Below are 23,025 nucleotides of genomic sequence, written 5' to 3' on the forward strand. Positions count from 1 at the left end.
GCCATATTTTGCCCCATCAAAACCTAAAAATCCTATAGTTCCTTTAATATTTGGATCAATTTTTAAAGTGGCTTTTATATCTTTTTGACTTGAATTTATGGTAATTTCATCGCCATTATTTAATTTTGCAGCAATACCAAAATAGCTCCCAGCTCTAAACTCATTACAATGTGGATGAGTAAATATCACAGCATTATCGTAATTTGGAATTGTCTTAAGCTCTGTTAATTGGCCATTTAGTTCTATCTCATCTCCATTTAAATTTACTATTTTAAATCCAAATTTGCTTTTTAAAAGCGATAAAACAGCTTGTGAACTGCTCTTATTAGTTTCAAAAATCTCATCACTAATTATGCAAATATCGCAATTTTTGATAAACTCACATATTTGAGGAAGCTCCTCTTCGCCTATATTTGACTCACCGCTTAACTCGCCTTCATCAAGATCACTCCAAAACTCTCCATCAAACCCAAACTCAAGCCCAATAAGTGCCAAAACATAACTCATAGCACCAATCTCACATTTAATAAATTTCGCATTTATAATATCATCGAGTGGACTAATTACCATAATTTCATCATTTTTAAATTTATCTACAAGTTTTGGAGATTGCAATGAGAGCTTGCTTGCAAGACTTAATATTTTCATTAAAAATCCTCTTTTAAATTTTAAGAATTATACCAAATTTGAATTATTATGAGATTAAAGATAGGCTCTAAATTTAATTCCACTCTTTATAGAGTGGAATTTATATCTATCCTAGCTTAGCACTAACAATATCGATTATATTATCAGCTACCATTACAGCAACTTTTTGCATAAATTCAGCTGGACTTGTAAAGCCTACACATGAACAATTTATCTCGCCCAAGACATATTTGTCATTGCCATTTGCATCGGTATCAAGAATAAAATCAGCCGTCCAAATAAGCGGCAGATCATAATCCCCTAGCTTTGATTTAATTCCTGGCAGTTCACCCAAAAACCAATCTATCAACTCGCTCCACTCTTTTGGCTCATCATAGCGATATTTTGCTCCACTAAATAGCGTAGCAGAAAAAGCGTCGCCACCCTCAGCTGGCTTTTTATGTACCACATATACTGGAGTTTTATATAACATTAAGATTCTTATCTCACCCTCTTTTATACGTGGTAAAAATGTCATATCTACTAGCATTCCATTATCACCTACAAGATAACTCTTGCAAAACTCCATAAACTCACCAAGCTCTCTACTTTCAGAGTGATTATCTTTAGCCTCTGTACATATAATTTTAGTATCTAGTGGCAAGGTATCAAATTTATTATAATCAGCCGGATTTTCAAGCCTTACACGCCAGATCCCTTCTCCTGTTGAACCTCTATTTTGCTTTAAAACCCTCTCTCCTTTAGCCAATGTTTTTGGAAAGCTTTTAATAAAATCATGCTTATCCCCAAACTCCACGCCAATTCTAGCAGCTTCAACTTTATCATAATAGGCATATGTATCAGTAGGTACTAAATTTGTGCTAGCTAGTTTAGTTAGTGCATCCTTAGCACCATATCCTATCATAGCATCGGGGTGCGGCATTCCTACTAGTCCAGCCTCACATAAAGATCGAAGTAGATTAAAATATAATTTTTCCTCTTTTAAATTCCCTGGATTTACTCTAGAAACATATCCATCGGCATTTAATAGGGTATATTCATATATCTTTTTAGTCTCATTTGCATCACGTAAAATCTCATCAGTTAAAAATATAACCTCACCACTCCAGCCTTTAGATTTGAGTGCATTTACCATAGGCATTGTATCTTTGCGGTGTCCATCCTCGCCTTTATCACTTCCTCCACGAGCCTCAAAAAATACTATATTTTTCTTCATTTACTCCCCTTTTTAAAATAATTTTTGATTATAACACAAATTTAAAAATAAACAAAATATAAATTTAACCTTAATATAATCCAAATATCAATATTTTATCAAAATATATATGATAATGATTTTAAATAAACTATGCAAAATTAGCCGAATTTACCAAATCTACTTAACTAAAATATAGCAAATTTTTGATTTAATTATATGAAAATCAATATCAATATCTATAAATTTAAGTTAAGATTTATCATCATTAATATATAATTTTGCCTGTACAAAATAAGAGAAAATCGAGTAAATTTATGGATAAAAATGATCAGATTTCACTTAATAATCTACAGATAAAACCTAATGATTTAGAGCTTTTAAGTGATTATTTTAGCATTATTCATCACACACCTGGCAGGATTAGACTACGAGCTAGTCTAAAACTTAAAAATATAGCCCAAGAAAGCAAAATAGAAGCTAAAGAATTAATAGATAAATTAAATCAAATTCCACTAATCAAAGAGATTAAATTTAATAAATTAATCGGCTCTTTAACCTTGCATTATGATAAAGATATGCTTGAGCCAAGTCTATGGGAAGATGCTATAAATGGGCGCAATCTAGATAAAATTGCTATGATAATAAATAAAAATCTAAAGGATATAAAATGAGCATAGATAATCTTTTAAAAGCGTTAGATGATGAGTATAAAGCTTATAGCTTCTACTTTAGCGCTAGTGAATTTGGAGCACCATTTACTAATCTTTTAGAGGCTGAGGCAAATCATATAAATGCTATTATTTTCCATCTAAATGAGCTTGGTGCGCAAATACCGGCAAATCCTTATAGTTTTGCAACCCCTAAAAGCTTTGAAGAAGCAGCTGCTATAGCACTACAAAATGAACAAGCAAATGTAGAACTCTACAATACTTTAGTAGCTAATGAGAGTAATCCACAGATAATAGATACATTTTACAGGCTTCAAGCAGCTAGCTATAATAATCACATCCCAGCCTTGCAAAATGCTCTAAATTTAAATCAAAATAACAATCTTTTAGAACAATTAAATCAAGGTAAAACCTTAATAAATGAGACTGCTATAATGGTGAATAAATTAAAAGATGGCTCACTAGGCCAAGATGAGTTAGAGGGATTTTTAAGTAAATTAAATTATAGCTTAGTTGGAGGTGCGATTATTGGCGCTTTTGGCGTGATTATCGCAAATGAACTACTAAATAAAAATAAGGAGTAAAATATGGCATTACCATTTATCGCTGGAATCGCACTAGGTGCTGGAATTGCATTTGCATTTACTAAAAGAGATCAGATAGCAAAATCGCTTGGGAACTTAAATTTAGACAAAAAAATCCAAGATGGCATAACTGCTAGCAAAGCTACTGTAACAAACATTAAAGAAAAAGTTCAAGCCAAACCAGCAAGAAAAAAACCAGGTCGCAAACCAAAAGCAAAAATAGAAACTCAAATGACTCCAAACTCTCAAGATGAGTCAAATGCCAATCTAAATTTAGAAAATAGCAATCCAAGGATGAATCAATGATAAACACAGGTGCACCTCGTTCAGTGAGCGGACACGCAGTTAGTGGAGCGATTTTGGCACTTATGGCAAGTGGTGCATACCAATATGCTAAATTAAAAGATGGTCAAATCACTCAAGATGAAGCTATTAAAACTACAATAAAATCAGCACTTGAAGGTGCTGCAATTGGAGCATGTGCTATTGCCGCATCAAACACCATTGGCAATCCAAATAAAAGCACATCAACTAAAATAGTAGAAGCTGCTACATATATTGCAATTGGTGGGGCCTTTGTCTATGGCGTCCAAAATGCATTTAAACCAAAAGAGTGTAAAATATTAAAAAATCAACAAAAAAGGTTAAATAATGATAAATAATAATCCTTATATTAAAAATGTAAATTCAACCTCAAATCAGTCAAATTTAAATTTTCAAAATACACAAAATAACCAAAATACTCAAAATGGCTTTTTAGATGGTATTTTTGGTGCTGGAAATAGTGGCGATTTCTTAAAAGGAGCATTAATTGGCGCAGCTGCTACATATATTTTAACAAATGAAAATGCTCAAAGAGCAATTTTTAAGGGATTTGCTAAAATTTCAACACTGTTTGAATGCGGCTTAGAAGAGCTAAAAGAGCGTTACGAAGATGCAAAAGCTGAAGCTAGCGAGTAAGATATGCCTATAAAACTTCTACACAAAACTAAATCTAGAGCTAGATTTGGCTATGAAGGCAGTGTAGATCCTCTCTTGCTTAGAGTTGCTATAGACTCTTTGCCAAATGTGACAGATGTACGCATAAACGGGATAATCAAAAGTATAATCATAAGCTACGAAGGCTCATTAGATCAAATTCAAAATCAAATTTCAGATATTTTAAAATCTAATGAAATCAAAAGCCAAAGCAAGAGCAAAAAAGATAGCTACATCGCACTAAGAAGCGAAATCCCAAGCTCATCTGAGGTGGTACGTGCTGCTAGTGCTTTAGCTATAGCTCCATTTCTTAGAAGCCCAGGACTTAGTCTTGGTTTTAGCCTTTTAGCCTCCTTTCCATTGCTAAAAAGCGGATTAAAAGAGACATTTAGCGAAGGCATCACATCTCGTAGCCTCGAAGCTGCAGCTGTAGCAATTTCACTATATTTAAAAGACTATAAGGCGGCAAATTCCACCAATTTTATGCTGACTTTGGGCGAATATATAGAAGAGCTTACAATGTATAAAAGCGATGATCTTATCAAAGAACTAGCTAAACAAAAAGGCGGTATGGCGTGGGTTGAGAGTATAACTGATAACAAAGTAACACTGCGTCAAATTCCAAGTGATGATATACAAATTGGTGATATTGTAGTAGTAGGCGCTGGCGATACTATATATATAGATGGTCACATCATCGATGGAGAGGCTTTAATAAATCAAATTTCAATGACAGGAGAGGCCACTCCAGCTAGTAAAAGTAGAGGCGATAGAGTACTAAGTGGTACAATCGTTCAAGAAGGTAAGATAAAAATTTGGGCAGAAGCTGTGGGCGATCATACTGCTACTAATCGTATAAAATCATATATCCAATCTACATTAGACGAACGCTCAAACCAAGAATTAACTGCTTCAAAAATGGCTGACTCTTTAGTGCCAATTACTCTTAGTCTAGCTGGATTAAGCTATGCTATGACTGGCGAACTAGTGCGCGCTGCTAGCGTGCTTCAAGCTGATTATTCTTGCGCTTTAAAACTCACTACTCCAGTAGCATTTAAATCAGCTATATCAAGTGCTGCTAAAGAGGGAATCATCGTAAAAGGTGCTAAAAGTTTAGAAAGCCTTCAGCTAAGTGAAATCTTTGTCTTTGATAAGACTGGAACGCTAACAAATGGCGATCTAGAGGTATTAAAAGTACACTCATTTCATCAAGACTGGGATACTAATCAAGTGTTAAATTTAGCAGCAAGTATTGAAGAACACTACTTTCATCCAGTAGCACAAGCTGTAGTAAAAGCAGCTAAAGAGGATAATTTTGACCATTTTCATCATGATGAAGTTACATTTATAGTAGCTCATGGTGTAAAAAGTGAAGTAGGTAAAAAAAGTGTAGTAATTGGCTCAAGACACTTCTTAGAAGATGATGAGTGCATAAGCTTTAAAGAGCACTCTGATGAGATAGATGAAATATTAAAAAATGGAGATACGCCTTTATTTATCGGATTTGATGGCAAGCTTTTAGGCGTTATATTGCTTAAAGATACCATTAGACCAAATGCTAAAGAGGCTCTAAAAAGACTTAAAAAAAGCGGTGTAAAAGAATTTATAATGCTTACTGGAGATAGTAAAAGCAAGGCAAAAGCTATCGCTAAAGAGCTTGGTATAGAAAACTATTACGCAGAGCTACTACCGACTGACAAGGCTAAAATTCTAGATGAGATTATGTTAAAAGCAGCCAAACATGGTCAAAAAGTTGCTTTTGTAGGTGATGGGATAAATGACGCTCCAGCACTAGTGCGAGCCGATATAGGTATTGGAATGCACAAAGGTGCTGACATAGCCAAAGCTAGCGCAGATGTAGTATTACTACGTGATGATATTGAGGCTGTAGCAGACGCTAGAGAGCTAGCTATATCTTGTCTATCAAAGGTTAATAATAGCTTTAAAGTCACAGTAGGCGTAAATTCATTAATCCTTATTCTAGCTAGCTTAGGTAGACTCTCACCAATCCAAACTGCCATAGCGCATAACGGTACAACAATAGCTTTATTGCTTAACGCACTTAGGCGAATTCGTATCAAGAGGGATGGATAATGCCAATTTTAATTGCTATAGGAGTGATTGGTAGCCTAGTATTGAGCGTACAAACTAATCTAAGAGCATATAAAAAAATCAAAAATAGGAAAAGAAATGAACGCAGTAAAAGAGCTTAAAAAACCAAAAATTAGCCTAGAGACTAAAAGAGAGATAGCAAAGATTGGTATGAGTAGTAGTCTGCTTTTAACCGCTGGTACGGCACTATTTATGAAAAATAAAACCGCCAAAGCTGTACATATTGTAAGCGGTGTAGCACTAGTAGGATTTTGCTTATATCACGCATCGCTTTATCCTAAAGGGAAATAAAAATTATCACTAAGTATGAAAGTGTAGTAATATAAAAAATTATAACTACGCTTTCATAGTACATATAAAAATAGTATTATCTTATATTGCCGCTTTGCTTAAAATGGCAAATTCAACTCAAAAATTAATCTGGCGGCCTATAACCTCTATCTTTATCACGCTTTTTCATTAGATCCTTTTTACGATTTTCTAAATTTATAGCATCATTTAATGCATCTTCGCTATCAAATTTTGTACCATCTAAAAACTTTGAATAATCATCAAACTGTCTAGTTTTTACTCCCCACAAAAGTCCAAAAAGCGCAGCAGCACCAAGTAAAGTAGATATTCCAAGCATTATAGCTATCACACCGCTCATTTTTATCCTTTTAATTTGATTTTTGTAGAGTTTAATACTACTATAATAGAACTAAGCGACATCGAAATAGCTGCAAATAGCGGAATAATAAATCCGGCCATAGCTAGCGGAATAGTAAAAGCATTATATATCAAAGTAAAGCCTAAATTTTGCTTAATGGTTTTAAATGTTAATCTTGATAGATTTAGAGCCTTTAAAAGCGAATTTAAATTATCATCTAGCAGTACTACATCACTTCTTTCAACGCTAATTTGCGCTCCACTTCCCATACAAATTCCAACGCTTGCCATACTTAGCGCTACTACATCATTGATTCCATCGCCTACCATAACTACTGGAGTTTTTGCGTTTAATTCCTTAATTATTTGTGATTTTTGCAATGGATCTTTGCTGGCATAAAACTCACTAATTCCTAATCTTTTAGCTATCTTGCTAGCAGTAATTTCATTATCTCCAGTTAGCATCACAACTTTATATCCATTATTTTGTAAAGATCTAATCACATCTACAGATTCATCTCTTAATTCATCTTCAAGTTCAAATTTAGCCACAACTTCACCATCTACAGCAAAATAATAATTAAGCCCATTATCCTCAAACTCCCCAAATCCAAGCTTATTCATAAATTGTGAACTACCACCATAAATAGTTAGATCGCCATATTTTGCACTCATTCCTAGGCCGCTATAACTTGTTATATCACTTAAATTTAGCTGTTTATTAATACTAAAATCTCTAATAGCCACACTTACTGGGTGAGTAGAAGCAAGAGTTAAAGAGTATAATAAAGATGAATTATACTCTTTTAGTTTTATTGCTTTAATTACACTTAGTTTGTATTTTGATAAAGTACCAGTTTTATCAAACACAACGCAGCTACACTTTGCTAAACTCTCAATTACCTTAGCCTCTTTAAAAATTATCCCGCCACGCATTGCGCTACCTAAAGCTATTAGAGTAGCTACTGGGGTAGCAAGACTTAAAGCACACGGACAAGCGATGATAATCACACTTACAGCTACTATAATTGCTACACTAATCTCTCCGGAATTAAATAGCCACATCCCAAATGTCCCAAGCCCTAAAAGCAAAATCGCTAAAGAGAATTTGGCCGAAATTTGATTGGCTAAAAGCTCTATTTTTGGTTTTTTAAAGCTTGCTTTATTTAAAAGATCAATAATCTTACTAAGCACTGAGCCTTTAAAAAGCTCCTTTGCTTCATACTCTACACTACCATCTATACACATAGCACCGCTTATGATCTTCTTACCAGGACCAATCAACACCGGCAAGCTCTCTCCAGTAATACTACTTAAATCAAAGCTACCAGCCCCACTAATGACATCACCATCAATCATTACACGCTCACCACTACGCACCTTTATAATATCTCCTGGTTTTATATCATTTACATCTTTTAATTCAAATTTATCATTAGATTTTACATAAATTTGACTCACCAAAAGAGCGCCAAGCGAATCAAGAGCATCAATTGATTTTTTCTTGCTAATAACCTCAAGAAATTTACCAATAAATACAAAAGTAATAATCATAGCTACAGAATCAAAATATACCTCACCATTTCTACTTAGCATCGCATATACTGAATAAAAATATGCTATACTAGCTCCAGCAGCAATACTTAAATCCATATTGGCCTGGCGATTTTTAATAGCATAATATGCGCCCTTAAAAAACTCACTACCAGTATAAAAAAGTACCGGCGAGGCTAAAATAAACTCTGCAAAATGCAAAATATCTTTTATATCCTTACTCATTCCGCTAAAGTATCCGCCATATAAAGCCACCGCCACCCACATAATATTCATTGTACAAAATATCCCTACAAGCATTTTAGCATAGAACTCACGACGTTTTTGGCTGGCTCTTACATCAGCTTTTTGCGGATCATACGGGATTGGGGTATAGCCAATAGAGCTAATTTTATGCAAAATTTGATCTAAGGTAATGATGCTATTATCCCATTTTATATGTGCTTTTTGACTGGCTGAATTTAGCGATACTTCTATAATTCCATCACTTGATATTAATACTTTTTCATTTAACCATACACAAGCTGAGCAATGAATTCCCTCTATAATTATATAAATTTCACAAAATCCATCACTATTTTTTACATAATTTTTATAAAATGCCTCAGTATCTATTTGAGTTAAATTTGGTGCTTTGAAATGTTTTTGATTGCCTAGTTTATTATAGAATTCAGATAGATTATGAGAATTTAAAAACCCATATACATTCATACATCCATTACAGCAAAACTCATGCCCGCTATCATCTTTTATAGCAACACTTTGATCAAACTCACCCTTACAATGTAAACAGATAAAATTTCCCATACTAACCCTAAATTTTTATAAGATTTTATAATAAATTTGCTTACATATCGCTCATAAACTTAAATTTAGCCTATAAAATCAATCTAATTTTTAAGCAAATTTAGTGTAAAATTACGCTTAAACTTCTTTAAGGAATAAAGATGCGTGGATATAAGATTTTTTCTGGGACAGCAAATGTAGAGTTTTCAAAAATGGTAGCTAAATACCTTGGAATCCCACTAAGTGAGGCAAGTATTAAGAGATTTAGCGATGGAGAGATTAGCGTACAAATCGGTGAAAGTGTACGTGGTAAAGATGTTTTTATCATTCAACCAACCTGTGCTCCAGCCAATATAAATTTAATGGAGCTACTAATCCTAACTGATGCTCTAAAACGCTCAAGTGCAAGTTCTATAACTGCAGTTGTGCCATACTTTGGCTATGCTAGACAAGATAGAAAAGCCGCTCCAAGAGTACCAATTACAGCTAAATTAGTAGCAAATATGATGCAAACAGCTGGTATAGATAGGGTAGTAACTATGGATCTTCACGCTGGGCAAATTCAAGGATTTTTTGATATTCCAGTAGATAATCTTTATGGAACTATTGTATTTTTAGACTATGTAAAGAGTAAAAATCTTAAAAATCCTATCGTAGCAAGCCCCGATGTGGGTGGCGTAGCACGTGCTAGAAGCCTAGCTAAAAGCTTAAATTTAGATATGGTAATAGTAGATAAACGCCGTGAAAAAGCCAATGAGAGCGAAGTAATGAATATAATTGGCGATGTAAATGGCAAAGATGTTATACTAATAGATGATATGATAGATACAGCTGGCACTATCGTTAAAGCAGCTGAAGTATTTAAGAAAAATGGCGCTACAAGCGTAATGGCATTTTGCACCCATCCAGTTCTAAGTGGTCCTGCATATGAAAGAATCAATAGTGGAGCTTTAGATGAATTAGTCACTACAGATACTATTCCATTAAAAGAGCAAAGTCCATATATTAAGGTTTTAAGTACTGCCCCATTATTTGGCGAGGTAATCCGCAGAGTATATCACGATGAAAGCGTAAATAGCCTATTTTCGTAAAAGATTATGGATTTTAATGTAAAAGTCTATCTTTTATCATTTAATTAAATAAAATAGCTTTACTCATTATAATTTAATGTATTAGCCTTAAAATCAAACATTCAAGGCTAATACATAAAGTAAGCAAGTTAAATGAATCAATACAACCCAGAACCACTAGAGAGTTCCCAAAGTGGCATAAAAATTCCAAGCCCCAAAAGTAGTACTGCCCCAGCTATTGCTATTAGCAAAACTGGCTCTAAACTCCCGCTTAACCCTTCAATAAGCGTGTCATATTTTTGCTTATAAAACTTTGATACATGAGCAAACATCTCATCAATTACTCCACTTGTTTGTCCAGCCTTTATAATCTCAATAGCTATTTTCTCATATAAATGAGCACCTTCAAAAGCCTTGCTAAGTGTCTGCCCACTATGGATATCCATTGCTACAAAAGCGATTTTGCTACTTATATAGCTATTTTCTACAACACCATTTGCGATATTTATAGCCTTATCAATTGACATTCCAGCACTTATCAATCGTGATAAAATCAGACTAAATTTAGTCAATGAACCATATAAAATCAACCCCTTAAGCAATGGAATTTTAAGCAAAAAATTATCAAATTTTGTCCTAAATTTAGAGTTAAATCTATAAAAATACCAAATCAAAAATCCAATCAAAATTATCCCAAATAATGCCAAAAATCCATAACTAGCAATAAAACTCTCAAGCCCTAAAAGTATTCTAGTAGCCAGCGGAAGCTCTCCGCCTATAGCTGCAAATACTCCAGCAAATGATGGTACTACCATCACAATTAATAGATTAAACGCTATTATCAAAGAGAGTAAAACTATCATAGGATAACGAAGCGCTCTTTTAAATTTTGCCTTGTTTTCTGCCATCTCACTAAGCATATCACTAAGCATAAAAAGCGCTTCAGGCAACCGTCCACTATTTTGACCTAAAGCAAACATCGCTACGCTCACTGCTCCTAGTTCACTTTTAAACCCGCTAAGAGCTTGCTCAAGACTCAAACCAGAGTGCAAGTCTGAGCTAATATCATCTAAAATTTTCCTAAGTATAGGGTTATGGCACCCTTGCGCCACGCTAGAAAAAGCCTCAAGAACGCTTACTCCAGCCTCCATTAAGGTTCCAATCTGCCTAATATAAATAGCTAAAACTCCACTATCAATCCGCCTAAATTTTATTCCAAGCCCAACTTTACTCTCTTCACTAATAGCAATAATCTCGCCGCTTGAAGATAAAATCTCTTTAGCATTTTCTAAATTTGATGCAGTAATAGTACGAGTTATTGTAGCATTATTGGTAATAATTTTAGCATTATATCGTCTCATTGTCTTAACTGATTAAATCAGGCTTAATATCTCTTCAAGACTAGTAACTCCACTATCTACTAGCTCCATAGCACTTACTTCCATAGGGATAAAACCTTCACGCTTAGCCTCTGCTAAAATAATCCCACTAGACTCGCCACGAGCCATAAGCGAAGCTAAATTTGCACTAATTTCTAAAACCTCACTAATGATAACTCTATCACTATATCCAGTTCCTACACAGTGAGGGCAACCATGAGCCTTATATCGTCCATTCTCAACCATCTCTTTGCAATACAAGCAAAGCTTTCTAGCCAAACGCTGTGCCATAATCGCTATAATAGCACCACTAATAAGATAACGCTCCAACCCCATATCCATCATTCTATCTATAGCACTAATAGCATTATTAGTATGCAATGTACTAAGTACCAAATGGCCAGTAAGGGCTGCACCCACAGCTGTACGCAAACTTTGATAATCCCTAATCTCACCTATCATTATAATATCTGGATCTTGTCTAAGCGCTGAACGCAACGCCTCTTCAAAACTAATTGCACTCCTATGCCCAACAGCAACTTGCTGAAGATAGCTCATTTGATACTCTACTGGCTCTTCTATGGTAATAATCTTTTTAGTTGGCCCTTTTAGCTCATTAAGTGCTGAGTAAATGGTAGTAGTTTTACCGCTTCCTGTTGGACCAGTAACTAAAATCATTCCATAATTTTTATAAATCGCACGCTTTAAAGTGCTAAAATTCAACTCATTTAATCCTAAATTTTGCAAATTTACAATCATCTTATGACTATCAAGAATCCTAAGCACTACACTTTGCCCATCAATAATAGGCAAAACTGAAATTCTAAAATCAATACTTCTGCCATTTATATCATATGAAAATCTACCATCTTGTGCTTTTTTATGTTCAGCAATATCTAAATTTGCAAGCAGCTTTAACCTACCAATTAACCCAGCATATATATCACTATCAAATTCAAATAACTCACATAAAACCCCATCAATACGCACTCTAATAACACAACCAAAACTAGTTGGCTCAATGTGAATATCGCTAGAGTTTAGATCTATAGCACTATTTAACACCCTATCAATAAGTCGTAAAACTGCGCTATCATCATTAGATCCTTTGGAATTTATTTGCACTTTTACCTGTGAAATTATGGCATTTAAACCATAATGAAGCGGAAGTTTAGCAAGTATTCTATCTAGCTTAGCTGGTTGAATGATTAGAGGCTTTATGATTTTGTCTTTATAGATATTGCGAAGCCTTAAAAGTGCGCTTGTATCAAATGGATTTTTCATAGCAACACTAATGATATTAGCCTCAAATTTAATAGGTAAAATCTCAAATTTAACCATTATATCTAATGGCAAACTATCAGCTAAAGTGTAATCTACTACGCTAATATCAGCTATCTCATAGCCAAATTGATCACTTACAAGCTCACAAATTTCATCTTCGCTTATAGCTAGTTCTTTAGCTGCAGCAGATAGGGTTATGCTAGAGTTTTGTAGCTTTTTTAACATCTCGTTCATAGCGCTCTCTTTAGTTTGAGCTTATTTAGTGTTATTGGCTCATTAGTTAAAAATAAAATTATAAATTTAAAGTTTGATTATATCGATATATACTTTAAACAAATTTAAATTTAGACAACTTTTATTAGGATATTTGTTATGTTTCATTTTTAAAAATAATACATATCATAATCAAAACTGCAATACAAGCATTTAATACTACAAGCTAATAAAAAGAATATCTGCTATTATATAACGCTATATATAAGCCCAGTTGAATTTATCATTTGTTTCAAGCTTTATAGTAATCTCATCGCTCTTACCCTTTTGCACTTGCAAAACATCATCAAAAAATTCTGGCGTATATGTATGTTTGATCTTAAAGTTTTCATCATTATCAATTGCTCGCAAAATCTCAAATAACTCAGAACGGGTAAAATTACGTCTAGTAATATGATATGGTACTAGTCGCCTGGAGCCATCTGGAAATTGAATATAAATTTTGATTAGTTTGGAGTCCTTGCGACGATAAAAGAAATTTATAAAAGTCCCAATCATTGCAAAAAATGCAAAAACAATTGTAACATAATCTAAAATCTCTATAAGCTCGATCGTCTCTTTTAAAATCTCCATCAATACTCCTTAAATCTAATATATTTAAATATGGAAATTTTTTGATTGCTCCATCTTAAATTAGCTCTTTAGAGCCTTTATCCTAAACAAACAGCATAAGATGTTATCAAATATTGTGTTAAAAAGAATTTAAAAATAAAATTACATGAGTAATTTTATTTTCATTATAACGATAAATTATTCCATAAATTAGATCAAATAATTTGTAATTTTATATATTCTAGATATCGTTTTAAATTTGACTTTTGACTACGACTCAATGCAATGAAGCTATCATTTAATGTAATTTTTTTAGCATAATTTAGCGGTTTAAGAGTACTAAGTGAGAGCATAATCCCGCCGCTTTGATGCAATAAAAAATCACCCGCAGCCGTATCCCAAATATGTGAACCATAAAATCTTATAAAGACTCCCACTTCTTGGCTTGCTAGTTTGCTAAATTTAATCGCTGAACCAAGCGTAGCTAAATTTAAATCAAACTCTTTAGCAAAATTTTCAATCTGCGTCATATCGGCTGAGCGACCGCTAATTAAAATATTTGAACTATTTGAATTTGAAGTATTATTTGCTAGATTTAGATTTTGTACATTCTCCCTATATCTCCCTATTTTCTCAAAATTTCTAAATACTGGCGCACCTGCAAAGCTACTATAAATCTCCTTGCTAAGTGGCGTATATATAACTCCTAAAATAGGCCTAGAATGCCAAATTAAAGCTATACAAACACAAAACTCTCCATTTCTAGCAATAAATTCCTTTGTTCCATCAAGTGGATCAACAAGCCAAAAAAGCGCATCTTCATTTCGCATATGAAAAGGCAAAACACTCTCTTCAGAACATATAGGAATTTGTGTTGATTGTAAGTGGGTAGATATCGCTTGATTTGCTACTAAATCAGCAGTAGTTAAGGGCGAGCTATCACTTTTTAAAGATAGCTCAAATTTATCATAAACAGCTAAAATAGCCTCTCCTGCAGCCAAAGCTGCAGAGATGGCAATATCGTGAAGCTTACTTAGGTTGAGATGCTGGTCCAACATATAGCTGTCTTGGGCGGACGATTTTTATATTATCTTGAGATTTTAGCTCCATCCATTGACTTAGCCAGCCTGGAACTCTACCCATTACAAATATCGCTGCAAACATCTCGTTTGGAATTCCTAGTGCTTTTAGAATTACACCACTATGGAAATCAACATTTGGATATAGATTTCTAGAGACAAAATACTCATCATTTAAAGCAATCTCTTCTATTCTAGTAGCTACTTTGATTAGATTGCTATCTATACCGATCTCATCAATTAATCTATCTCTTAAGCCTTTTAATACCTTAGCTCTTGGGTCAAAGTTTTTATAAACTCTATGACCAAAGCCCATTAGACGGAATGGATCATTTTTATCTTTTGCTTTTTTGATAAACTCATCTACTCTATCTGGAGTTCCAATCATTTCTAACTGACGAATAACACCCTCATTAGCACCTCCATGAGCGTGTCCCCATAAAGCACCAATACCAGCACTTATACATGAATACGGATGTGCATGAGTAGAACCAACTGTACGAACTGTCGTAGTAGAAGCATTTTGCTCATGATCAGCGTGCAGCATTAAAATTGTATCAAATGCTTTTACTTCGATTGGTTTTAAATCTACTCTATTGTGCGGGAATGCTCTTAGCATATATAAGAAATTCTCTGTAAATCCACGATCAAGATCTGGATACACAGTTGGGAAACCGCGAACATGACGATAATAAAACGCTATCATTGTTGGAATTTTTGCTACCATTCTTTTAGCTAATTCCATATAGTCTTTCATATCATCAAAGTTCATATCTCTTTTATAATAAGCGCTCATTGTAGCTACACTTGCTTGTAATACTGCCATTGGATGAGCCTTATCAGGGAAGCAATCAAATAGCTTAATCATCTTCTCATTTAGATAACTTCTCTCTTTTAACTCTTGACGAAATGAGTTTAACTCGCTCTCATCTGGAAGCTTGCCATTAAATAATAGATATACTACATCTAGATATCTTTTATTCTCAGCTAGCCATGCTATATCATAACCTCTATGCATTAGCGTACCAGCTTCACCATCAATATATGTAATAGCTGAGCGACACATTGCTGTGCTAGTATATCCACGATCAAATGTAAACATACCAGTATCTTTATATAGCGTAGAGATATCTATAACGCTAGGCCCTAAAGTACCATCTAGAATAGGAAAATCATAGCTTTTTCCATTTCTATTATCAGTTAATGTTACTGTGTTACTCATTTTTATCCTTTTATTAAAATTTTTTATATCTTATCTAAATTTTATTTAAATCTAATTTCTGCTAGATAGCTAACTTTTTTATTTAAGGCGAAATTTAAGATAATTAGTAAATTTTATTAATATCATTGATATAATCACCTCAAAAATACTAGCAATAATAAAAGCAAAATATAACTCTTTTGGTATATTACTAGCATTATATGCCACAGTTGCTACTGCTACTAAAAGCGTAAGCGGCATAGAAAGCGATAAGCCAAAAAGAATGCTATCATACAAACCAAAACGCTTTATAAATATTAACGATGCAGCCACACGTACAATGGTCATAAATATCATTAGTTTAATCGCATTATCTAGCACACCGGGCATAAATAAATATCCTAAATCTACCGTAGTTCCAATATATACAAAAAATATCGGAACTAAAAAACCAAAACCAAAGCTTCCAAGTTTATGTGGAAGATCTTTTTTATGATTAAAAAATGTAGCTATAAAACTACCAGCGATAAATGCGCCCAAGACTATTTCTAAATTTAAATATATCATTACCGCAACTGTACTAAAAAATAATGCCATTGATAAACGGATATCTTTTTCGGCCTTATCATCGTGGGGCATTAGCATTATTTTAATATTTGGGTACCACCAAAATAATATTTCAAGACCCTTAAATCCAAGCACGCAAAGTACAATAAATAAAACAAGATAATATATACTACTAAATAGCTCAGCTGAGCTTCCAAATTCAATATATGCTGACATCAATGTAAGCAAAGCGATACTAATTACCTCCCCAATACCCCCAGCAATCATCGCTGTATTTAGCCATGGCTCATTCTTGCCATACTCCTTAAATAGAGTAGATAACACACCTACACTCATTACAGGCACAACTACAAAGGTAAGAAATAGAGCATTTGACCATACTCCAGTAATCCCAGCTACAATATACAAAATAGATATATATAAAAGTGCTAATCGCAACACCTGTTTATCGGTTTTAATAAGTGCCCTAATATCAATCTCAGTTCCAGCCAAAAACATTAGATAAAAAAAGCCAACTTCGGCTACAAGCTTAAAAGTTGCACTCTGTTCAATTAATCCAAAATAGCCTAAAATAGTTCCAAAAATTATCTCAATTGGCGCAATTGGAATCTTTGTAATCTTTGCAAAATATGGCGATACAAAAATTACAAAGGCTAAAACAAGCAAAATTCCCAACTCATTAGTAGCAATATCGTGCAAACTCAAGCCCTTGAAATTTTAATTTAAAAATGCCCACTAAGCTTCTACCTCTTCTTTATATTTACATGCTGGACATTCATTAAATTTGCCTCGTTTTAACTCTTTAAAAACCATATATTTAGAACACTCTGGACAGTTCTTACCAGCTGGTGGGTAGTTGGTAATAAATTTACATTTTGGATAGTTTGAACATCCATAAAATTTACCCTTTTTACTAAATCTCTCTACAATATCGCTACCACATTCTGGACAATTTACACCAATTTTACTTGGCTCTTTTTTTTCAAATTTAGCCTCGCTTGAGGTGTTGCGTGAATATTTGCATTTTGGAAAATTTGAACAAGCGATAAACTCACCAAATTTACCCTTTCTTTTAACCAATTCACCACCACACTCAGGGCAATTTTCACCAATTGGTTGGGCAATTTTTTGGCTTTTGATATTTTTCTTACCAGCATCAATTTTAGCGATAAATGGGTGATAAAACTCAGATAAAACCGCCTGCCAATCAGCATTATTTTCAGCAATATCATCTAAGGTCTCTTCGAGCTTTGAGATAAATTCACTATCAACAATATCTCTAAAATGCTCCTCAAGCACAGAAATCATCGTAAATGCAATCTCCTTTGGGATTAGCTGCTTTTTTTCAACCTTGACATAATCCCTGCTAGTTAATAATGAAATAGTTGGAGCATATGTACTTGGCCTACCAATTCCTAAGCTTTCTAATTTTTTGACTAATCCAGCTTCGGAGTAACGACTAGGTGGTTCTGTTATATGATTTGAGATTTTCATACTCTCAACACTCATCACATCGCCAATATTTAAAGGTGGAAGAATTCTATCCTTATCCATATCGCCATAAACTCTATAAAAGCCATCAAATATAACTTTTCTACCTGAAAGCTTAAAAATAGCATTATCGCTTTTTATCATAATATTTTGAGTTTGTGAGATACTAGGACTCATTTGAGAGGCTAGGAATCTATTATAAATTAATGTATAAAGCTTTAACATATCCTTTTCTAGATACTGTGCTGCAATTTGCGGAGTAAAGCTTAAATTTGTAGGACGAATTGCCTCGTGAGCCTCTTGCGCTCCTTTGGATTTAGTTGTATAGATATTGGCACTCTTTGGCAAATAATCAGCCCCAAATTCACTCTTTATAATCTCTCTTGCGGCCTTTAATGCTTCTTTAGCGATATTTAAGCTATCAGTTCTCATATAAGTGATTGCACCCATAAAGCCACTATTTGTCTGGACGCCCTCATATAGACTTTGAGCTAGCATCATTGTTTTTTTAGGGCTAAATCCAAGCCTATTTGAAGCGCTTTGCTGAAGCGTAGAAGTCATAAATGGTGGTTGAGCATTGGTTTTGCGTTCTTTAGATTCTATTTCATTGATTTGGAATTTATCACTTTTTAATATATTTAGGATAAACTCAGCTCTTTGCGGATTAGTAATAGTAAGTTTTTCAATCTTTGAGCCTTGAAACTGAACCAATTCAGCCTCTAAATCTTTTTTAAATTTAGTATCAATACTAAAATATTCAATTGGCTTAAAATCTCTAATCTCACGCTCTTTATCAACTAAAATCTTAAGAGCTGCACTTTGAACCCTACCAGCACTTAAGCCTCGTTGAATTTTGATATTTAAAAGCGGACTTAATTTATATCCTACAATTCTATCTAAAAGACGCCTAGCTTGTTGAGCATTTACGCTATTCATATCAAGAACTCTAGGATTTGCAAGGGCTGCTTCTATCGCAGTTTTAGTTATTTCGTGAAATACTATCCTAGGTAGAGTCTCTGGCTTTTTACCAATTGCTGTTGCGATATGATAAGCAATTGCCTCACCCTCTCTATCCTCATCGGTTGCAAGATAGATCTCATCAGCCTTGCTAGCAAGAGCTTTTATCTCCTTAACTAGCGCACTATGATCGCTACTAATTCTATATTCTGGAGTAAATTTATCCCCATCGACTTTAATCCCAAAGCTAGATTTTGGAAGATCTCTAATATGTCCCTTACTAGCTATAACTACATACTCAGAACCTAAGAAATTTTTTATGGTTTTTGCTTTAGCCGGTGATTCTACAATTATTAGCTTACTCATTTTACACCCCAAATTCAGATGGGCATAATTTTACCAAAAAACTATAAAACCTATATAAAATCACCGCCTAAAATATTAAATTTAGTCCATTATAAGATTTAAATTCCCCAAAATTGATAGCGCACCAACTCCTTCTAAAATTACAAAAGCAATAGCTAGCACGCTCAAAATCCCTATCCAAATAGATTTTTGTCTTGTGACTTGAACGGTTTGACTAGGTTCATTAAAATATATACTAATAATTATTCTAAGATAATAATAAACCGATAAAATCGTATTAATAATACCAAAAATCGCTAGATAAGCATTACTAGCTTCAAAGGCGCTAGAAAACAGATAAACTTTACCCAAAAAGCCCACTGTATATGGAAATCCAATAAATGATAAACAGATAATAGTAAATGCTAGTGCGCCAAGCGGTGAGCTCTTATATAGCCCTGCTATGCTCTCAAGTGTGGTTTGATTATCACCAAAAAGTGAATTTAAAATCAAAAATGCAAATCCAGTGGTAACAGCATAAATACATAGATAAAATACTCCAGCAAATAGTGACTCTCCACTAAAGCTAGCTAAATTTATAAATATATATCCAGCATGAACGATTCCAGCAGCAATTAAGATCTTTTTGACATCTACTTCTTTTAAGCTTAAAAAATTGCCAATAAACATACTACAAACTGCTACAACTGCAAAGATAATTGCTAAAATCTCGCCCCAACCGCCACTATAAAGCAGAGCAAATTTAATCAATAATCCAAAGCTAGCAAGCTTAAACGCACCAGCTAGATATCCAGTAATACTATTACTAGCTCCATAATACACATCAATACTCCAGCGATAAAAGCCAAAAATCGCAATCTTAAAAAATATCATCGCAATAACTAACAGCACGCCAATTGTAGTAATAAATGATGGTGATGTAATTTTGCTTAAAAGCTCATATATTGTCGTTTGTGTCATACCAAAAATCATTGCCGCACCAAGTAGATAAAAAGCACTCATAAATGATGAAAGCAAGAAATATTTAAATGCTGCTTCAATGCTTTTAGAATTCAATGAATTTAGTGCTATCATCGCATATATCGATATTGAAGCAATTTCAATGAATATTAGCGTTGTGATAATCTCGCTTGAAATTACCATTCCCATCATACCAAATGAAGATAAATTTGCCAATGCTATAAGCTCGGGTTTAAAATAGCTCTTATCATCGCTAAAATATAAAGTCGCAAAAAATATCAAAGTCAAAGCGCAAATCATTACACAAAGTATTAGCTCAAACTGCCCAAGCACTATAAAACCAGCTACAAAAAATGGTAACTCTCCATCTAAAATTTCACCTCTAAAGGCAAAAAATGAGACTAAAACCACTGCCCAAAAGGCTAAATTCAACCCTAAAAGTACGGGCTTTTTAATCTTTGTGACGCTTAGAAAAATATTAGCTATTATAGCTGCTATGGATAATAAAAATGGTGCTATAGCTATCATTCTTGTCCCTTTAAATTTGATTTTATATATTTTTCATAATGGCTTTGTACAGTATTATCAACTAAATTTAAAAATGGCTTAGGATATAAGCCCATTACAAAAATAATAACTGCTACTAAGCCAAATGCTATCATCTGTGCTGCTCTTATCTCTTTAAATTTATCGCTAACTACGCCCACACTTTGCAGTATTGCCTTACGAAATACTACAAACATATAGACCGCACCTACAACAATCGAAGTCGTAGCGATAATTCCATATACTAAATTTGTTTTAAATAACCCAACTAAAATTAATAACTCAGCAACAAATCCAATAGTAGTAGGCAATCCAACGCTTGAGAGCATCATAATAGCAAAAAGCGTAGCAAACACAGGGGCTTTACGAGCGATGCCGCCAAGCTGACTTATCTTGCGAGTTCCTAGCTGAGCGCTAATAATCCCAACCATTAAAAACATAGCTCCACTAGTAAGAGCATGTGCTATAATTTGATAAATCGCCCCGCTCATAGCTATAGAATCTAAGCTAAATACTCCGGCTAAAATTAGTCCTAAATGCGAAGCCGAAGCAAATGCTAAAAGCGTTTTAAAATCATCGCACCTAAGCGCAATAATCCCAAAATATATCATAGAAAATATTCCAAGCGCTACAAAATAACTCGAAAATTCAATAAAACTTAATGAAAATATAGGTAATACAAATCTTAAAATTGCAAAAATCGCTACCTTAGATGCAATGGCTGAAAGCATAAATGTAGCCACGCTAGGCGAATAGGTATATGCTCTACTAAGCCACATATGAAATGGAAATAATGGAAGTTTAATTACAAATGCAATCATAAAACTAAAAAATAAAATACGTTCAGTCATTACACTTAAATTTAAATTTGCCAAATCATTCAAAGCAAAACTATAAAATCCAAACTGCTCAAAATGAAGCACGCCTAAATAAATTATAGCTCCAAGCATAATCATAGAACCAAATATCGCATAATACATCATATCAAGCATTGCTTTAGCTCTTTTAGCGCTTTTACCATATAGGCCTACCATCACAAAAATAGGAAGAAGCATCATCTCCCATCCAGCATAAAAAAAGATAAGATCAAGTGAGCTACAAACAGCTAAAAATCCACTCTCTATAAAAAGTAAATTTGCCCAAAATCCACGCTCATCACGCCTAATCACAAAAAATAAAAATGGAATAAATAGAGCCACGATTAAAAGCAAATAGATATTAATACCATCTACACCAACCATATATGTGATTCCATACATTGGTACAAGTGAAATAATATCTACAAACTGCATTCCGCCGGCTGGATCAAAACTAAGAGTCATTACCACTGTAAGAACTGCTACAAAAATACTCGCCCCAAAGGCTACAATCCTACTCCAAAAATTATTGCAAAATAGAGCTATAAACAGCCCAGATAAAAATGGTATAAATATTATCCAAGTTAATATATTACTCATAAAATAGCCTTTGAAAATATAATAATAACACAGACAAAAAATAACATATAAAATGCATATGAGCTAGCTAAACCATTTTGAGTGCATTTAGCATAAATTTGACTAAATCCTCTAAAAGTTAGAGCCGATAACTCAACTAACGGATATAAAATTCTATCATCAATAGTCTCACGCAAGAAATGACTAATACGCTTTAAGTTCTTTACAAAAACCGTATCATAAATCTCATCAACATAAAATTTATTTGCCACTACTGTCTCAAATTTACCCATCTCTTCCTCACAATTTTTATAGTTATAAAATTTCTTATACGCTATAAAAATACCAATTCCAGATACAACCATACTCACAACTCCAGCAACTATCTCAACGCTTAAACTTGGGTGTGGAATATCTAAAAACCAAGCCATAAATCCACCGCCTAAAGCAAATAGGCACAGCAAATAATTCACACTAAGCATAGTAAAAGGCACTTTATGTTGATGGGGAGCTTGGTTTTGTGAATAAAACACCAAGAAAAATAATCTAAAGCAATAATATGCTGTAAGTCCGGCTGTAAATAGCAAGATACTAAATATTACATAATGCCCAGAAAGGAGCGCTCCAAGGATAATGGCATCTTTAGAGAAAAAGCCAGCAAATGGGAAAATTCCACTAATTGCAAGCA

21 protein-coding genes and 1 pseudogene are annotated in these 23,025 nt (G+C 33.7%); 8 read left to right on the forward strand and 14 right to left on the reverse strand.

Features of this window, described 5'->3' with window-relative positions:
• Together J6V67_RS05140 and J6V67_RS05145 are read right to left on the reverse strand one after the other, a co-directional pair.
• Window positions 1-648: hypothetical protein (locus J6V67_RS05140; protein ID WP_291859725.1), on the reverse strand; the 648-nt coding region annotated here is incomplete at its 3' end.
• A 106-nt stretch (window positions 649-754) separates the two neighbouring features.
• Window positions 755-1,864 (reverse strand): Cj0069 family protein, encoded by a 1,110-nt coding sequence (locus J6V67_RS05145; protein WP_291859728.1) that lies wholly within the window; start codon window positions 1,862-1,864, stop codon window positions 755-757.
• Window positions 1,865-2,160: 296 nt separating this feature from the next.
• On the opposite strand from J6V67_RS05145, the gene J6V67_RS05150 reads away from it, so the two are divergent.
• The 7 genes from J6V67_RS05150 (at window position 2,161) to J6V67_RS05180 (ending at window position 6,479) form a co-directional block, all read left to right on the forward strand.
• Window positions 2,161-2,517, forward strand: coding sequence for an HMA2 domain-containing protein (locus J6V67_RS05150; protein WP_291859731.1), 357 nt, complete (start codon window positions 2,161-2,163; stop codon window positions 2,515-2,517).
• Entirely contained in the window at window positions 2,514-3,098 is a 585-nt protein-coding gene (locus J6V67_RS05155; protein WP_291859734.1) for a hypothetical protein, read from the forward strand. Before J6V67_RS05150 ends, J6V67_RS05155 begins: the two co-directional genes overlap by 4 nt.
• 3 nt (window positions 3,099-3,101) lie before the next feature.
• Window positions 3,102-3,404, forward strand: coding sequence for a hypothetical protein (locus J6V67_RS05160; protein WP_291859737.1), 303 nt, complete (start codon window positions 3,102-3,104; stop codon window positions 3,402-3,404).
• Window positions 3,401-3,760, forward strand: coding sequence for a hypothetical protein (locus tag J6V67_RS05165; RefSeq protein ID WP_291859739.1), 360 nt, complete (start codon window positions 3,401-3,403; stop codon window positions 3,758-3,760). The genes J6V67_RS05160 and J6V67_RS05165 overlap by 4 nt, the downstream gene beginning before the upstream one ends.
• Complete coding sequence (locus tag J6V67_RS05170) at window positions 3,750-4,058, forward strand: YtxH domain-containing protein (RefSeq protein WP_291859742.1); 309 nt, start codon at window positions 3,750-3,752, stop codon at window positions 4,056-4,058. Before J6V67_RS05165 ends, J6V67_RS05170 begins: the two co-directional genes overlap by 11 nt.
• Window positions 4,059-4,061: 3 nt before the next feature.
• Window positions 4,062-6,170, forward strand: a complete 2,109-nt coding sequence (locus tag J6V67_RS05175) for a heavy metal translocating P-type ATPase (RefSeq protein WP_291859745.1) — start codon at window positions 4,062-4,064, stop codon at window positions 6,168-6,170.
• A 96-nt stretch (window positions 6,171-6,266) separates the two neighbouring features.
• The gene (locus J6V67_RS05180) at window positions 6,267-6,479 is read left to right on the forward strand and encodes a hypothetical protein (protein WP_291859748.1); all 213 of its coding nucleotides are present in this window, start codon (window positions 6,267-6,269) and stop codon (window positions 6,477-6,479) included.
• Between the two features lie 124 nt (window positions 6,480-6,603).
• Here J6V67_RS05180 and ccoS read toward each other — a convergent pair whose 3' ends face one another.
• Window positions 6,604-6,837, reverse strand: a complete 234-nt coding sequence (gene ccoS / locus J6V67_RS05185; protein WP_086225591.1) for a cbb3-type cytochrome oxidase assembly protein CcoS — start codon at window positions 6,835-6,837, stop codon at window positions 6,604-6,606.
• 2 nt (window positions 6,838-6,839) lie between these two features.
• Complete coding sequence (locus J6V67_RS05190; protein ID WP_291859751.1) at window positions 6,840-9,197, reverse strand: heavy metal translocating P-type ATPase; 2,358 nt, start codon at window positions 9,195-9,197, stop codon at window positions 6,840-6,842.
• A gap of 140 nt (window positions 9,198-9,337) precedes the next feature.
• On the opposite strand from J6V67_RS05190, the gene J6V67_RS05195 reads away from it, so the two are divergent.
• On the forward strand, window positions 9,338-10,267 hold the full coding sequence (locus J6V67_RS05195) for a ribose-phosphate pyrophosphokinase (RefSeq protein ID WP_086247004.1): 930 nt from the start codon (window positions 9,338-9,340) through the stop codon (window positions 10,265-10,267).
• Window positions 10,268-10,404: 137 nt separating this feature from the next.
• Here J6V67_RS05195 and J6V67_RS05200 read toward each other — a convergent pair whose 3' ends face one another.
• From J6V67_RS05200 to J6V67_RS05245, 10 genes and pseudogenes are all read right to left on the reverse strand, one after another.
• On the reverse strand, window positions 10,405-11,607 hold the full coding sequence (locus J6V67_RS05200; RefSeq protein ID WP_291859753.1) for a type II secretion system F family protein: 1,203 nt from the start codon (window positions 11,605-11,607) through the stop codon (window positions 10,405-10,407).
• A 12-nt stretch (window positions 11,608-11,619) separates the two neighbouring features.
• Window positions 11,620-13,143, reverse strand: coding sequence for a GspE/PulE family protein (locus tag J6V67_RS05205; protein ID WP_291859755.1), 1,524 nt, complete (start codon window positions 13,141-13,143; stop codon window positions 11,620-11,622).
• A 237-nt stretch (window positions 13,144-13,380) separates the two neighbouring features.
• A complete protein-coding gene (locus tag J6V67_RS05210) occupies window positions 13,381-13,755 on the reverse strand; it encodes a hypothetical protein (protein WP_291859758.1) in 375 nt (124 codons plus the stop codon).
• Window positions 13,756-13,949: 194 nt separating this feature from the next.
• On the reverse strand, window positions 13,950-14,789 hold the full coding sequence (locus tag J6V67_RS05215; protein ID WP_291859762.1) for a 3'(2'),5'-bisphosphate nucleotidase CysQ: 840 nt from the start codon (window positions 14,787-14,789) through the stop codon (window positions 13,950-13,952).
• Entirely contained in the window at window positions 14,764-16,035 is a 1,272-nt protein-coding gene (locus tag J6V67_RS05220; RefSeq protein WP_291859765.1) for a citrate synthase, read from the reverse strand. Before J6V67_RS05220 ends, J6V67_RS05215 begins: the two co-directional genes overlap by 26 nt.
• A 78-nt stretch (window positions 16,036-16,113) precedes the next feature.
• Window positions 16,114-17,280, reverse strand: coding sequence for a cation:proton antiporter (locus J6V67_RS05225; protein WP_291859768.1), 1,167 nt, complete (start codon window positions 17,278-17,280; stop codon window positions 16,114-16,116).
• Between the two features lie 36 nt (window positions 17,281-17,316).
• Window positions 17,317-19,395, reverse strand: coding sequence for a type I DNA topoisomerase (gene topA, locus J6V67_RS05230; protein WP_291859772.1), 2,079 nt, complete (start codon window positions 19,393-19,395; stop codon window positions 17,317-17,319).
• Window positions 19,396-19,476: 81 nt separating this feature from the next.
• Complete coding sequence (locus J6V67_RS05235; protein WP_291859775.1) at window positions 19,477-20,883, reverse strand: NADH-quinone oxidoreductase subunit N; 1,407 nt, start codon at window positions 20,881-20,883, stop codon at window positions 19,477-19,479.
• Complete coding sequence (locus J6V67_RS05240) at window positions 20,880-22,358, reverse strand: NuoM family protein (RefSeq protein ID WP_291859779.1); 1,479 nt, start codon at window positions 22,356-22,358, stop codon at window positions 20,880-20,882. The genes J6V67_RS05235 and J6V67_RS05240 overlap by 4 nt, the downstream gene beginning before the upstream one ends.
• Window positions 22,355-23,025, reverse strand: a pseudogene (locus tag J6V67_RS05245) (hypothetical protein); the annotation flags it as partial. The pseudogene J6V67_RS05245 and the gene J6V67_RS05240, both read right to left, overlap by 4 nt.

The organism is Campylobacter sp. (assembly GCF_017646085.1).
GTDB lineage: Bacteria > Campylobacterota > Campylobacteria > Campylobacterales > Campylobacteraceae > Campylobacter.

Excerpts from the sequence above, each read along its gene's own strand:
- J6V67_RS05150 (WP_291859731.1), top strand. The coding sequence starts at position 2,161 with ATGGATAAAAATGATCAGATTTCACTTAATAATCTACAGATAAAACCT.
- J6V67_RS05240 (WP_291859779.1), bottom strand. The coding sequence starts at position 22,358 with ATGAGTAATATATTAACTTGGATAATATTTATACCATTTTTATCTGGG.
- J6V67_RS05195 (WP_086247004.1), top strand. The coding sequence starts at position 9,338 with ATGCGTGGATATAAGATTTTTTCTGGGACAGCAAATGTAGAGTTTTCA.
- J6V67_RS05210 (WP_291859758.1), bottom strand. The coding sequence starts at position 13,755 with ATGGAGATTTTAAAAGAGACGATCGAGCTTATAGAGATTTTAGATTAT.
- J6V67_RS05200 (WP_291859753.1), bottom strand. The coding sequence starts at position 11,607 with ATGAGACGATATAATGCTAAAATTATTACCAATAATGCTACAATAACT.
- J6V67_RS05165 (WP_291859739.1), top strand. The coding sequence starts at position 3,401 with ATGATAAACACAGGTGCACCTCGTTCAGTGAGCGGACACGCAGTTAGT.
- J6V67_RS05180 (WP_291859748.1), top strand. The coding sequence starts at position 6,267 with ATGAACGCAGTAAAAGAGCTTAAAAAACCAAAAATTAGCCTAGAGACT.
- J6V67_RS05190 (WP_291859751.1), bottom strand. The coding sequence starts at position 9,197 with ATGGGAAATTTTATCTGTTTACATTGTAAGGGTGAGTTTGATCAAAGT.
- J6V67_RS05170 (WP_291859742.1), top strand. The coding sequence starts at position 3,750 with ATGATAAATAATAATCCTTATATTAAAAATGTAAATTCAACCTCAAAT.
- ccoS (WP_086225591.1), bottom strand. The coding sequence starts at position 6,837 with ATGAGCGGTGTGATAGCTATAATGCTTGGAATATCTACTTTACTTGGT.
- J6V67_RS05220 (WP_291859765.1), bottom strand. The coding sequence starts at position 16,035 with ATGAGTAACACAGTAACATTAACTGATAATAGAAATGGAAAAAGCTAT.
- J6V67_RS05160 (WP_291859737.1), top strand. The coding sequence starts at position 3,102 with ATGGCATTACCATTTATCGCTGGAATCGCACTAGGTGCTGGAATTGCA.
- J6V67_RS05235 (WP_291859775.1), bottom strand. The coding sequence starts at position 20,883 with ATGATAGCTATAGCACCATTTTTATTATCCATAGCAGCTATAATAGCT.
- J6V67_RS05205 (WP_291859755.1), bottom strand. The coding sequence starts at position 13,143 with ATGAACGAGATGTTAAAAAAGCTACAAAACTCTAGCATAACCCTATCT.
- J6V67_RS05145 (WP_291859728.1), bottom strand. The coding sequence starts at position 1,864 with ATGAAGAAAAATATAGTATTTTTTGAGGCTCGTGGAGGAAGTGATAAA.
- J6V67_RS05155 (WP_291859734.1), top strand. The coding sequence starts at position 2,514 with ATGAGCATAGATAATCTTTTAAAAGCGTTAGATGATGAGTATAAAGCT.
- topA (WP_291859772.1), bottom strand. The coding sequence starts at position 19,395 with ATGAGTAAGCTAATAATTGTAGAATCACCGGCTAAAGCAAAAACCATA.
- J6V67_RS05175 (WP_291859745.1), top strand. The coding sequence starts at position 4,062 with ATGCCTATAAAACTTCTACACAAAACTAAATCTAGAGCTAGATTTGGC.